Origin of the sequence: Citrobacter sp. S55_ASV_140, from assembly GCF_018919505.1 — a bacterium.
Classification (GTDB): domain Bacteria; phylum Pseudomonadota; class Gammaproteobacteria; order Enterobacterales; family Enterobacteriaceae; genus Citrobacter; species Citrobacter werkmanii.
Window position 1 is genome coordinate 1 of record NZ_JAHLQZ010000043.1, and the last position, 12,743, is coordinate 12,743.

General features: G+C 52.8%; 12 protein-coding genes. 8 read left to right on the forward strand and 4 right to left on the reverse strand.

Annotation, left to right across the window (positions count from 1 at the left end):
- On the reverse strand, positions 1-677 hold a 677-nt coding region (rlmG, locus tag KQJ18_RS09345), incomplete at its 3' end, for a 23S rRNA (guanine(1835)-N(2))-methyltransferase RlmG (RefSeq protein WP_216421872.1).
- Between the two features lie 82 nt (positions 678-759).
- On the opposite strand from rlmG, the gene KQJ18_RS09350 reads away from it, so the two are divergent.
- The 4 genes from KQJ18_RS09350 (at position 760) to sstT (ending at position 5,056) form a co-directional block, all read left to right on the forward strand.
- Positions 760-1,260 carry a M48 family metallopeptidase gene (locus KQJ18_RS09350; RefSeq protein WP_087856870.1) on the forward strand — a complete coding sequence of 167 codons (501 nt, stop codon included), beginning with the start codon at positions 760-762 and terminating at the stop codon, positions 1,258-1,260.
- A 72-nt stretch (positions 1,261-1,332) separates the two neighbouring features.
- Complete coding sequence (locus KQJ18_RS09355) at positions 1,333-2,331, forward strand: Gfo/Idh/MocA family oxidoreductase (RefSeq protein ID WP_216421874.1); 999 nt, start codon at positions 1,333-1,335, stop codon at positions 2,329-2,331.
- Between the two features lie 268 nt (positions 2,332-2,599).
- Complete coding sequence (locus KQJ18_RS09360; RefSeq protein ID WP_038642882.1) at positions 2,600-3,568, forward strand: TerC family protein; 969 nt, start codon at positions 2,600-2,602, stop codon at positions 3,566-3,568.
- Positions 3,569-3,811: 243 nt separating this feature from the next.
- Positions 3,812-5,056 (forward strand): serine/threonine transporter SstT, encoded by a 1,245-nt coding sequence (gene sstT, locus KQJ18_RS09365; protein ID WP_216421875.1) that lies wholly within the window; start codon positions 3,812-3,814, stop codon positions 5,054-5,056.
- 16 nt (positions 5,057-5,072) lie between these two features.
- On the opposite strand, the gene KQJ18_RS09370 is transcribed toward sstT, so the two are convergent.
- The 3 genes from KQJ18_RS09370 to uxaC form a co-directional block, all read right to left on the reverse strand.
- Positions 5,073-5,627, reverse strand: coding sequence for a YgjV family protein (locus tag KQJ18_RS09370; protein WP_069324372.1), 555 nt, complete (start codon positions 5,625-5,627; stop codon positions 5,073-5,075).
- Positions 5,628-5,735: 108 nt separating this feature from the next.
- Positions 5,736-7,223: an altronate dehydratase family protein gene (locus tag KQJ18_RS09375; RefSeq protein ID WP_216421876.1), complete on the reverse strand. Its 1,488-nt coding sequence runs from the start codon at positions 7,221-7,223 to the stop codon at positions 5,736-5,738.
- Positions 7,224-7,237: 14 nt separating this feature from the next.
- Positions 7,238-8,650, reverse strand: a complete 1,413-nt coding sequence (gene uxaC / locus KQJ18_RS09380; protein ID WP_085048678.1) for a glucuronate isomerase — start codon at positions 8,648-8,650, stop codon at positions 7,238-7,240.
- A gap of 473 nt (positions 8,651-9,123) precedes the next feature.
- Between uxaC and KQJ18_RS09385 the strand changes: the two genes are divergently transcribed.
- The 4 genes from KQJ18_RS09385 (at position 9,124) to mzrA (ending at position 12,735) form a co-directional block, all read left to right on the forward strand.
- Positions 9,124-10,425, forward strand: a complete 1,302-nt coding sequence (locus KQJ18_RS09385) for an MFS transporter (RefSeq protein ID WP_032940740.1) — start codon at positions 9,124-9,126, stop codon at positions 10,423-10,425.
- 134 nt (positions 10,426-10,559) lie between these two features.
- Positions 10,560-11,336, forward strand: coding sequence for a transcriptional regulator ExuR (gene exuR, locus KQJ18_RS09390; RefSeq protein WP_038634073.1), 777 nt, complete (start codon positions 10,560-10,562; stop codon positions 11,334-11,336).
- 349 nt (positions 11,337-11,685) lie between these two features.
- Complete coding sequence (gene yqjA / locus KQJ18_RS09395) at positions 11,686-12,348, forward strand: DedA family general envelope maintenance protein YqjA (protein WP_003024820.1); 663 nt, start codon at positions 11,686-11,688, stop codon at positions 12,346-12,348.
- Positions 12,349-12,351: 3 nt separating this feature from the next.
- Positions 12,352-12,735, forward strand: coding sequence for an EnvZ/OmpR regulon moderator MzrA (gene mzrA, locus KQJ18_RS09400; RefSeq protein WP_038634076.1), 384 nt, complete (start codon positions 12,352-12,354; stop codon positions 12,733-12,735).
- Positions 12,736-12,743 lie beyond the last annotated feature (8 nt).

A 12,743-nucleotide genomic window follows, 5' to 3' on the forward strand; every position in this document is an offset into this window, starting at 1 on the left:
GCAGGCAGGTGCTCAATAAAGAAGCGCGCGCCGATATCCAGTCCGGTACGAGAGAAAACGTTAGCGTGGTTATGGATAGTCCAGTCGGTACCTTCCAGCTTCCAGCTTAGCGTTTGCGAAGCAGCGGCAAGTTCAGGTTTGCTGAACGTACAGTTGATCAGACGGGCTTTTTTCCACGCCAGCGTCGTGGTGGTTGGACCCAACACCTTTTCAAACAGCTCCAGCGTCGAGGTATGAATGTCGCGTGCTTTCGCTCCGGCAATAATCCGCGTTTGCGGCGTCACCACTTCACGCAGCGCGTGCAGCTGTTGCTCCAGCAGCGCCATGGTTTTAGGAATTTTAATCAGCACCACGCCCGGCGCCTGCGGATAGTCAGCGGTGCTGTCGAGGAACTTGACGCTCGCTTCGGCGATGTCGTTGTGACGCAGATTTTCACGCGTCGCCAGCTCGCTTAAGTAGGAGTCGCCGATGCTGTACGGCGTGTGCTCCGCCAGCGCACAGCCCAGCGCGCCAAAGGTATCATTCAGGATCAGCACCGGGCCGCTAATCTCGGTATCGTCCAGCTGTTGCAGCAGATATTCATCCGCCGCTTCCCACGCCAGCAGCGGGTTAACGTCATCCGTTTCCGGGAAACGTTTAAGTGACAGCGAACGGAAACCGTTGTCTATGTGGCTCATCGGCCCTCCTGAATGGTAAAATTTCGGCGTATCCCTGAAAAGGGTGCGTGAGTATACACTTTTATGATTTGCGTGGACATTAATGAACCAACTAACTTATCTCCAGGGCTATCCTGAGCACTTACTCGTCCAGGTTCGAACCTTGATTAGCGAACAGCGTCTGGGCGCAGTACTGGAGAAGCGCTATCCGGGTACGCATGACTTCGCGACCGACAAAGCGCTTTGGCAATATACGCAAGATCTGAAAAATCAGTTCCTGCGTAACGCCCCGCCGCTGAATAAGGTGATGTACGACAGCAAGATCCACGTCCTGAAGAATGCGCTGGGACTGCATACCGCCGTTTCTCGCGTGCAGGGAGGCAAGCTAAAAGCCAAAGCGGAGATCCGCGTGGCGACCGTTTTTCGCAATGCCCCGGAACCCTTCCTGCGAATGATCGTGGTCCATGAACTGGCGCATCTGAAAGAAAAAGAGCATAACAAAGCGTTTTACCAACTGTGCTGTCATATGGAACCTCAGTACCATCAACTGGAGTTCGATACCCGCCTGTGGTTAACGCAACAATCGTTAAAGCAAAGTGCGTAGTCGCGCACTGGCTTTGTCTTCAGGGCATGCTAAATTGACGAAAGGATCCCTTTTAGCAGCCTGAAGGCCTTTATGATACGTTTCGCAGTAATTGGCACAAACTGGATCACTCGCCAGTTTGTCGATGCCGCCCATGAAACCGGCAAGTATAAGTTAACCGCAGTTTATTCCCGCAGTCTTGAGCAGGCACAGACCTTCGCCAACGATTATCTCGTCGAGCACCTGTTTACCTCGCTGGAAGCGATGGCCAGCAGTGATGCGATTGACGCCGTCTACATCGCCAGCCCAAACTCCCTGCATTTCCCGCAGACAGCGCTATTTTTGCAGCACAAAAAGCATGTCATTTGCGAAAAGCCGCTGGCCTCAAATCTGGCGCAAGCTGAAGCCGCTATCGCCTGCGCGCGCGAAAATCAGGTGGTGCTGTTTGAAGCATTTAAGACCGCCAGCCTGCCTAACTTCCTGCTGCTGCAGCAAGCGTTACCCAAAGTGGGCAGAATCAGGAAAGCGTTTATCAATTACTGCCAGTACTCCTCGCGTTACCAGCGTTATCTGGACGGTGAAAATCCAAATACGTTTAATCCGGCGTTCTCTAACGGTTCAATTATGGATATCGGCTTTTACTGCCTGGCCTCAGCGGTTGCGCTTTGGGGCGAACCACAGAGCGTGCAGGCCAGCGCCAGCCTGCTGGAAAGTGGTGTGGATGCCCACGGCGTGGTCGTACTGAATTACGGTGATTTCAGCGTTACACTCCAGCACTCCAAAGTCAGCGACTCGGTATTAGCCAGTGAAATTCAGGGCGAGTCGGGTTTGCTGGTCATTGAGCATATCTCTGAATGTCAGAAAGTATGCTTCGTGGCGCGTGGTGGCAAAACGCAGGATCTGACGGTGCCTCAGCATATCAATACGATGCTGTATGAGGCAGAGACATTTGCTCATCTGGTTGAATCTGGCGAAGTGGATCATCCGGCACTAAGCGTCAGCCGGATCACCGCCAAACTGCAAACGGAAATTCGCCGTCAGACCGGCGTGATTTTCCCCGCAGACGAAACGGTGACGTCGCTGACTGCGTAAAGGTATGTAAAACGAATGTTGCAGGCCATTGACTGCATCCATGGCCTGTAATATTTTGTAACCCGCAAAGGGGAGTAACTTCGTTGTCGGTTGATCGTCATTACGATGTGTGCAAAACCACATCCGGTCACCGGGCAACAACAAAGGAATACGCTAGCGTATTCCTTTGTTGTTGTAAGTGAGACCTTGCCGAATGGCAAGGTCTATGCATAAAAAGCAGCGGCTAACGTCATTCGGCGTTGGCCGTTTTTTTATGCATGGGGGAATTATGAATACTGTCGGCACACCGTTGTTGTGGGGCGGCTTCGCTGTTGTGGTGGTGATTATGTTGGCCATCGACCTGCTGCTACAGGGTCGTCGTGGCGCACATACCATGTCGATGAAGCAGGCGGCAGCCTGGTCCATCGTCTGGGTCACGCTGTCGTTACTGTTTAACGCCGCATTCTGGTGGTATCTGGCCCAAACGCAGGGCCGCGCCGTTGCCGACCCACAGGCGCTGGCGTTCCTTACTGGCTATCTGATCGAGAAATCACTGGCGGTAGATAACGTCTTTGTCTGGTTGATGCTGTTCAGCTACTTCTCGGTACCGCCTGCGTTGCAGCGTCGGGTACTGGTGTATGGCGTACTGGGCGCGATTGTGCTGCGTACGATTATGATCTTCGCAGGTAGTTGGCTTATCGCCCAGTTCGAATGGCTGCTGTACGTCTTTGGCGCGTTCCTGCTGTTTACCGGCGTGAAGATGGCGCTGGCGAAAGAGGATGCTTCCGGTATCGGCGACAGACCGTTAGTCCGCTGGCTGCGTAGTCATTTACGCATGACCGATACCATCGAAGACGAAAAATTCTTCGTGCGTAAAAACGGACTGCTGTTCGTCACGCCGCTGATGCTGGTGTTGATTCTGGTTGAGCTGAGTGATGTCATTTTTGCCGTCGACAGTATTCCGGCAATCTTCGCCGTCACAACCGACCCGTTCATCGTGTTGACCTCGAACCTGTTTGCTATTTTGGGTCTGCGTGCGATGTACTTCCTGCTGGCTGGCGTGGCGGAGCGTTTCTCCATGCTGAAATACGGCTTGTCGGTCATTCTGGTGTTTATCGGTATTAAGATGCTGATCGTCGATTTCTACCATATCCCGATCGCTATCTCGTTAGGCGTGGTGTTCGGTATTCTGTTCGTTACGCTGGTCGTGAATGCGTGGGTTAATCACCAGCACGATAAAAAGCAGCAAATACAGTAACTTTCATTCGCTAGCTGAAAAGCCCGACAACACACTGCGTGCGTCGGGCTTTTTGTTTATCATGTCAAAATAATGTTAATTTAAAGTTATAAAACATGATCTGAACGCAAAAATCAGGAGATTTCGCTTTCCGGGACTTCATCTTTCCTTATACTCAACCAGGCAAACACTTTGTTACATCCAGAAAGATGCGTCATCAGAATGCACACTGGATGAGCAACAACACAATGAAAGGATTACTACATGACTACGCAACGTTCATCGGGGCTGCTCTCGCGTTTGGCGCAAGGGAGCCTGGTTAAACAAATTTTGATCGGTTTAGTACTGGGGATATTGCTGGCGCTGGTGTCAAAACCTGCTGCAGAAGCCGTCGGGCTGTTGGGTACGCTGTTCGTTGGCGCATTAAAAGCCGTGGCACCTATTCTGGTCCTGATGCTGGTTATGGCGTCCATCGCTAACCACCAGCACGGACAAAAAACCAATATCCGTCCAATCCTGTTCCTTTACCTGCTGGGAACATTTTCCGCAGCATTAGCGGCGGTTGTCTTCAGCTTCGCCTTCCCGTCCACACTGCATCTTTCCAGCAGCGCCAGCGACATCGTACCGCCATCCGGCATTGTCGAAGTCATGCGTAGCCTGCTGATGAGCATGGTTTCTAACCCGATTGATGCTCTGCTTAACGCCAACTATATCGGCATTCTGGTATGGGCCGTCGGCCTGGGTTTTGCGCTGCGTCATGGGAATGAAACGACCAAGAATCTGGTCAATGATATGTCTAACGCCGTCACCTTTATGGTGAAGCTGGTGATTCGTTTCGCGCCGATCGGTATTTTCGGTCTGGTCTCCTCTACGCTGGCAACGACCGGTTTTGCCACCCTTTGGGGCTACGCTCAACTGCTAGCCGTGCTGGTAGGCTGTATGCTGCTGGTCGCGCTGGTGGTTAACCCGCTGCTGGTATTCTGGAAAATTCGCCGTAACCCGTATCCGCTGGTGCTGGCCTGTCTGCGTGAAAGCGGCGTGTATGCCTTCTTTACCCGCAGCTCCGCGGCAAACATTCCGGTGAATATGGCGCTGTGTGAGAAGTTGAATCTGGATCGTGACACCTACTCAGTGTCTATTCCGCTGGGGGCCACCATTAATATGGCGGGTGCGGCGATCACCATTACCGTGCTGACGCTGGCGGCGGTGAATACGCTGGGTATTCCGGTCGATTTACCGACGGCGCTGTTACTCAGCGTGGTGGCTTCGCTGTGTGCCTGTGGCGCATCGGGCGTGGCGGGTGGTTCGCTGCTGTTAATCCCGCTGGCGTGCAACATGTTCGGGATTCCGAATTACATCGCCATGCAGGTGGTTGCCGTTGGCTTTATCATCGGGGGGCTGCAGGACTCCTGTGAAACGGCCTTGAACTCTTCTACAGACGTCCTGTTTACCGCTGCTGCCTGCCAGGCAGAAGACGAACGTCTGGCAAACAACGCCCTGCGCGGCTAATCTCTGCTCCCCTCCGTCATCGGGCGGAGGGATTCTTAGCTTGTACGCTTTTTTCAATTTTGAACGGATCAATTCCGCGTTTTTGCATCCGCCGGAAGCGAATAATGTTCAGGCCGTTCATCACCAGAAAACTCCCTTCGATCATCGTCCCGCCAATCGATCCTAGCCAGAAATTATGGATAACCCAACAGGCGGTTGCGCACCACATAACGCAACGCACGGTTAACCCCTGGCAGCGAAACAACGCCCAGGTGCTGGCCAGCGTGCCGATTATCGGCAACAGCTCCATCGCATGCTGTAATTTCGCAAGTCCGAGAACCAGGGTGAGGATAATAAAAACGGTCATTACCCACAGTTTGCGGGTATGCATCGAGACGAGTGTGCGGATAGTATTAAGCTCGGCACTCATTCCTGCAGGCCAGGCGCCCATCAGGAAAAAATGCACACCAATGGTGGCACTATAGACAGCGAGTTGCAGCCGGAACCGGCGCTCATCGCGATTGAAAAAGGTGGTAATGCCGATTAGAAAGGCGATGACACCTACGCCCTGAGCCAGCCAATACGCGGTCATGCAAGCAACCCCAACTCCATTTCGTAGGCCGGATAAGGCATGTTCGCCGCCATCCGGCCACGGTTTGAGCCTGATGGCGCTGCGCTTATCAGGCCTACATATTTACAATCAAAGGGTTACGCCGCTTTTAAAGATAGCCAGTTCTCTAAAATCGTTTCGCTCGTTGCAGGTTTGCTTACCGTTAGCGATATCGACGATGGTATCGACAAATTCTTCCAGTAACTGCGGCATCGCTTTGCCGTGGATCAGTTGTCCGGCGTCAAAATCGATCCAGTGCTTTTTCTTCGCTGCCAGCTCGCTGTTGGTAGCAATTTTCACCGTCGGCACAAATCCACCGTACGGCGTACCGCGACCGGTACTGAACAACACCATATGACAGCCCGCGCCCGCCAGTGCACTGGTGGCGACTGCGTCGTTACCCGGTGCGCTCAGCAGGTTCAGGCCGTGCGTTTTCAGACGTTCGCCGTAGCGCAATACGTCCACCACCTGGCTGGAACCCGCTTTCTGGGTACAGCCCAGCGATTTATCTTCCAGGGTGGTGATACCACCCGCTTTGTTCCCCGGCGATGGGTTCTCGTAGATCGGCTGGTCGTGAGCAATGAAGTACTGCTTGAAGTCATTCACCATGGTGACCAGTTTGCCGAACGTTTCTTCGTCACGGCAGTGGTCCATCAGCAGTTGCTCGGCGCCGAACATTTCCGGTACTTCGGTCAGCACGGTGGTGCCGCCGTTGGCAATCACGTAGTCGGAGAAACGGCCCAGCATCGGGTTGGCGGTAATGCCGGACAGGCCGTCAGAGCCGCCGCATTCCAGACCAAACTTCAACTCGCCCAGCTTACCGGGTTCACGCTTATCGTTACGCATCACGTTGTACAACTGGTGAAGATGTTCGATCCCCGCTTCCACTTCGTCTTCCTGGTGTTGACAGACCATAAAGTGAACGCGATCGGGATCGTACTCGCCTAAAGTTTCGCGAAAAGCGTCAACCTGGTTGTTTTCACAGCCGAGACCGACCACCAACACTGCGCCCGCGTTCGGGTGGCGCACCATGTTTTGCAGCATGGTGCGGGTGTTGATATGGTCGTCACCCAGTTGTGAACAGCCGTAGGTGTGGCTGAAGAGATGCACGCCGTCGATACCTTCAGCGTCGTTGGTCTCTTTCAGGAAGCGATTCTGCATCTGACGGGCCATGGCGTTGACGCAGCCTACTGTCGGCAGGATCCACAGTTCGTTACGCACGCCAACATCGCCGTTGGCACGACGGTAGATCTGTACATCACGATCCGCTGGTTGCGCTTCAGGTTCCTGAAAGTCGGGTTGATAGCTATATTCATCCAGATCGCTCAGATTGGTACGCGTGTTATGAGCATGAATATGCTCGCCCGCCGCGATATCAACCAAAGCATGGCCGATCGGCAGGCCATATTTCATGACGTTCTCACCCTGTGCGATCTCGCAGAGTGCGAATTTATGACCACGAGAGACCGTCTGGCGCAGGGTTACCGCCTGCCCGTCAACGGTAACGTAGGTTCCTTCAGCCAAATCAGCGAGCGCTACCGCAACGTTATCCAGCGTATGGATCTTGATGTATTGCATATCAACCCCGGACCTTAGTTCAGTTCAATGGCGAAATAATCGCGCGCATTGTTGAAGCAAATGTTTTTCACCATTTCACCCAGCAGTTGGATGTCGGCTGGGGCTTCGCCCGCAGTAACCCAACGCCCGATCATCTGGCACAGAATACGACGGAAGTATTCGTGACGGGTGTAAGACAGGAAGCTACGGCTGTCGGTCAGCATGCCGACGAAGCGGCTCAGCAGGCCCAGTTGCGCCAGCTGTGTCATCTGACGTTCCATCCCGTCTTTCTGATCGTTGAACCACCAGCCGGAACCGAACTGCATTTTGCCCGGCATGCCTTCGCCCTGGAAGTTACCGATCATGGTGCCCAGCACTTCGTTATCGCGCGGGTTCAGGCAGTACAGAATGGTTTTCGGCAGCAGGTTCTGTTCGTTCTGCTTACTCAGCAGTTTGGACAGTTCTTCCGCCATCGGACGGTCATTGATGGAGTCGAAGCCGACGTCCGCGCCCAGCAGTTTGAACTGACGCAGGTTGTTATTACGCAGCGCGCCGATGTGGTACTGCTGTACCCATTCGCGACGTGCGTATTCTGCACCGAGGAACACCAGCACAGCGGTTTTGAACTGGGCGACTTCATGCTCGCTCAGGGTTTCACCGGCCAGACGACGAGCCAGGATGCTATCCAGCTCCGCTTCGTTAGATTCCGCGAAAAGGACAACGTCCAGCGCGTGGTCAGACACTTTACAGCCGTGAGCGGCGAAGTGGTCCAGACGTTTGGTCAGCGCGGTCTGCAGGTCAGCGAAACGACGGATATCGGTGTCAGAGACTTCACCGAGCTTGGCCATGTAATCGTTAAAGGTCGCCAGTTCGATGTTGAAGGCTTTATCCGGCCGCCAGCTCGGCAGCACTTTCACATCAAAACTTCCGTCTTTAGCAACGGCGGCGTGATGCTCCAGAGAATCGATCGGGTCATCGGTGGTGCCGACCATTTTCACGTTCATCTGCTGCATGATGCCGCGCGCGGAGAATTGATCCTGCGCCAGCAGTTCGTTGCACTGGTTCCAAATTTCGTCAGCCGTTGCCGGAGACAGCAGCTTACCTGTAATACCAAACGGGCGACGTAACTCGAGGTGGGTCCAGTGGTACAGCGGGTTACCGATAGTGTGCGGAACCGTAGCGGCCCAGGCATCAAACTTCTCACGATCGGAGGCATCGCCGGTACACAGGCGCTCAGCGACGCCGTTGGTACGCATCGCACGCCACTTATAGTGGTCACCCTTCAGCCAGATGTCATACAGGTTATTAAAACGGTAGTTTTCAGCGATTTGTTGCGGTGGTAAATGGCAGTGGTAATCGAAGATCGGCTGGTCTTTGGCGTAATCATGATACAGACGGCGGGCAAATTCGGTATCCAGCAGGAAATCTTCAGTCATAAACGGAGTCATTATCGTCTTCCTCTCAACGAGTGCGTCAGATTGCTTATGTTTTGATGTTGACAAAGTTATCACACCAATTTCCACACCCCGAAGATATTTTCGTGAGTTAGATCAACAAATGATGACAAAAAAATTACTCTCAAAGAGGTAAATCATGCTTCAGGCCGCGCCAGTACTGGCTTTGCTGAATCGAAATAATGACCACACGAAGATTCACACTTTTGTGATGGCACTCACCTTTTAAAGTTGTATGACAAGTTATCTTTTGGCCGTCGCGATACATAAGCCGACGGAATGCAAATTACCGATGTATCAACATCGGATTGACCGGTACGGAAACCGAATTAGCACAACTATTGACATGGCAACGTTCGGGGAGTACCGGCTTTTTTTTCGGTTCCCCCCTCGTAAAAGAACATCCTCCGCCCTGAACTGGAAGATGACCGCTCGTTGGCGGACATAACAAAACGATGAGGTTTTACATGCGTAAAATTAAAGGGTTACGTTGGTACATGATCGCACTGGTGACGCTTGGCACCGTGTTGGGTTACCTCACACGTAACACTGTGGCGGCAGCTGCGCCGACTCTGATGGAAGAGTTACACATCTCCACTCAACAGTATTCCTATATCATCGCAGCGTATTCTGCTGCTTACACCGTAATGCAACCCGTGGCAGGTTACGTGCTTGATGTACTCGGCACAAAAATCGGTTACGCGATGTTCGCCGTTCTGTGGGCCGTCTTCTGTGGCGCGACCGCACTGGCTGGCAGCTGGGGCGGACTGGCGCTGGCGCGAGGCGCGGTAGGTGCAGCTGAAGCCGCAATGATCCCGGCTGGCCTGAAAGCCAGTTCAGAATGGTTTCCGGCAAAAGAACGTTCCATCGCCGTGGGTTATTTCAACGTTGGTTCTTCTATCGGCGCGATGATTGCACCACCGTTGGTGGTCTGGGCTATCGTCATGCACAGTTGGCAGATGGCATTCATTATTTCCGGCGCCCTGAGCTTCATCTGGGCGATGTCCTGGCTGGTGTTCTACAAACATCCACGCGACCAGAAAAAACTGTCTGATGAAGAACGTGATTACATTCTGAACGGCCAGGAATCACAGCATAAAAACACAACCTCGAAGAAAATGTCGCTCGGCCAGATCCTGCGTAACCGCCAGTTCTGGGGCATCGCGCTGCCGCGTTTCCTGGCAGAACCGGCGTGGGGGACATTCAACGCCTGGATCCCGCTGTTCATGTTCAAAGTCTACGGCTTTAACCTGAAAGAAATCGCCATGTTTGCCTGGATGCCGATGCTGTTTGCTGACCTGGGCTGTATCGTTGGGGGTTACCTGCCACCGCTGTTCCAGCGTTGGTTCGGCGTGAATCTGATCGTGTCCCGTAAAATGGTGGTCACCATGGGCGCGCTGCTGATGATTGGCCCTGGCATGATTGGTCTGTTCACCAGCCCGTACATCGCTATCGCCCTGCTGTGCATCGGCGGCTTTGCTCACCAGGCGCTGTCCGGTGCGCTGATTACGCTCTCTTCTGACGTATTTGGTCGTAATGAAGTGGCAACCGCGAACGGTCTGACCGGTATGTCCGCCTGGCTTGCAAGCACGCTGTTTGCTCTGGTCGTTGGCGCGCTGGCCGACACCATCGGTTTTAGCCCGCTGTTCGCCGTGCTGGCGGTATTCGACCTGCTTGGCGCGTTGGTCATCTGGACGGTACTACAGAACAAATCAGCCAGCGAGATAGATTCAGGTCCACAGACGGGCGATCCCGCGACGCAAAGTTAACCAGATGCGATACAGCAAGGTTATATAATGCTAAGCCGCCAGCTATCTGGCGGCTTTTTTGTCCTCGCGAGTGGAGGCGTAATCGCAAAAGTGGTATAACAAATATAGTCTGCCGTATCATGCCTGGAGCGCATATGGAAATCACTGAACCACGCCGTTTATACCAACAACTTGCCGCTGATCTTAAAGAACGCATTGAGCAGGGCGTCTATCTGGTGGGTGACAAACTTCCCGCCGAACGCTTTATCGCCGATGAAAAAAATGTCAGCCGTACCGTGGTTCGTGAAGCGATTATCATGCTGGAAGTTGAGGGCTATGTTGAGGTGCGTAAAGGATCGGGGATCCACGTCATCTCTAACCAACCCAAACATTATGTTGCTCCCGACGAAGGTCTGGAATTCGCCAGTTACGGTCCTTTTGAGCTGCTTCAGGCTCGACAGCTCATTGAAAGCAACATTGCCGAGTTTGCCGCCACTCAGGTGACCAAACAGGACATCATGAAACTGATGGAAATTCAGGAGAAGTCGCGTAATGAAAAAAGCTTTCGTGACTCCGAATGGGATCTCCAGTTCCATGTGCAGGTCGCGCTGGCCACGCAGAACTCCGCCCTGGCCGCCATCGTGGAAAAAATGTGGACTCAGCGTATTCACAACCCTTACTGGAAAAAACTGCACGACCACATCGACTCGCGTACAGTAGATAACTGGTGCGACGACCATGATCAGATCCTGCGGGCGCTGATTCGCAAAGATCCCCATGCCGCGAAACTGGCGATGTGGCAGCATCTGGAGAACACGAAGCAGATGCTGTTTAACGAAACCAGCGATGATTTTGAGTTCAACGCGGACCGTTACCTTTTTACTGAAAATCCGGTCGTTCATCTCGATACGGCCGCTAACGGCGCAAAATAATCAATCTTATCGATACAGGCGTGACGAAGCGCCTGTACCTGATGCTTGGTAAGCATTAGGTATAAAATGTCAGCCTGTGTAAATCCTCTCGCCTCCCTCTAATGCGATAAGCAAAATCAGAGTTCAGCAACCGTAATTTCTATAACGGACAACGTTGACCTTTGTTACAATTAGATGCTATTTGAATTTTTGTGTTTAAGAGCTTGCTAACTTCACAACTTCACAGGGAACAGTTCAGGCCGTGAATTTGTATCAGACCGCGCACCTTGCAAAAAATATCAATAAAATCGCGGTGTTACAAAATCCAGAAAAACAGGCATGACGATAACCGATTCTCCAGGAATATTGAATGGAACTACTGACTCAATTACTGAATGCTTTATGGGCTCAGGATTTTGAAACTCTGGCCAATCCTTCCATGATTGGCATGCTCTATTTTGTACTATTTACCATTTTGTTTCTGGAAAATGGACTGCTGCCAGCAGCATTTTTACCCGGCGACAGTTTGCTGGTACTGGTCGGCGTGCTTATTGCCAAAGGCGCAATGGGTTTTCCGCAAACGGTACTGCTACTCACCACCGCGGCCAGCCTCGGCTGTTGGCTTAGTTATATCCAGGGGCGATGGCTGGGAAACACCCGCACCGTGCAAAACTGGTTGTCGCATCTTCCTGCGCATTACCATCAGCGCGCGCATCATCTTTTTCATAAGCATGGCTTGTCTGCGCTGCTGGTTGGTCGCTTCATTGCGTTTGTCAGAACATTACTGCCGACCATCGCAGGGTTATCCGGCCTGAATAATGCGCGCTTTCAGTTCTTTAACTGGATGAGCGGATTGCTTTGGGTCCTGATCCTCACAACGCTTGGCTATCTGCTGGGCAAAACGCCGGTATTTCTTAAGTATGAAGATCAGCTCATGTCTTGCCTGATGCTGCTTCCTGTGGTGTTACTGGTGTTTGGTCTGGCGGGTTCACTGGTTGTGCTGTGGAAAAAGAAATACGGGAACCGAGGATAAATTATGCTGAAATCATGCATAACGCTCCGACGACTTGCCTGGACCACCACCTTTATGCTGTTTATCGGCGCGCTGCTCCTGACCTGGTCGGTTATTCGCCAGCAGGAGTCAACGCTGGCCATTCGCGCCATAAACCAGGGAGCCAGCATGCCTGATGGCTTCTCTATCTGGCATCACCTGGATGCCAACGGCATCCGCTTTAAAAGCATTACCCCGCAAAATGACGCGCTGCTGATCACTTTTGATTCCAGCGCGCAGAGCGCAGCCGCCAAAGTGGTGCTGGACCGTACGTTGCCACATGGTTTCGTCATCGCTCAGCAGGATGATGATAATCAGGCGGTGCAGTGGTTATCCCGCTTACGTGATACCCCGCACCGTTTTGGTTAATCTCCAGG

Coding starts and splice junctions, on each gene's coding strand:
- exuR (WP_038634073.1), top strand. CDS start 10,560: ATGGAAATCACTGAACCACGCCGTTTATACCAACAACTTGCCGCTGAT.
- mzrA (WP_038634076.1), top strand. CDS start 12,352: ATGCTGAAATCATGCATAACGCTCCGACGACTTGCCTGGACCACCACC.
- KQJ18_RS09350 (WP_087856870.1), top strand. CDS start 760: ATGAACCAACTAACTTATCTCCAGGGCTATCCTGAGCACTTACTCGTC.
- KQJ18_RS09360 (WP_038642882.1), top strand. CDS start 2,600: ATGAATACTGTCGGCACACCGTTGTTGTGGGGCGGCTTCGCTGTTGTG.
- KQJ18_RS09355 (WP_216421874.1), top strand. CDS start 1,333: ATGATACGTTTCGCAGTAATTGGCACAAACTGGATCACTCGCCAGTTT.
- yqjA (WP_003024820.1), top strand. CDS start 11,686: ATGGAACTACTGACTCAATTACTGAATGCTTTATGGGCTCAGGATTTT.
- sstT (WP_216421875.1), top strand. CDS start 3,812: ATGACTACGCAACGTTCATCGGGGCTGCTCTCGCGTTTGGCGCAAGGG.
- KQJ18_RS09385 (WP_032940740.1), top strand. CDS start 9,124: ATGCGTAAAATTAAAGGGTTACGTTGGTACATGATCGCACTGGTGACG.
- uxaC (WP_085048678.1), bottom strand. CDS start 8,650: ATGACTCCGTTTATGACTGAAGATTTCCTGCTGGATACCGAATTTGCC.
- KQJ18_RS09375 (WP_216421876.1), bottom strand. CDS start 7,223: ATGCAATACATCAAGATCCATACGCTGGATAACGTTGCGGTAGCGCTC.
- KQJ18_RS09370 (WP_069324372.1), bottom strand. CDS start 5,627: ATGACCGCGTATTGGCTGGCTCAGGGCGTAGGTGTCATCGCCTTTCTA.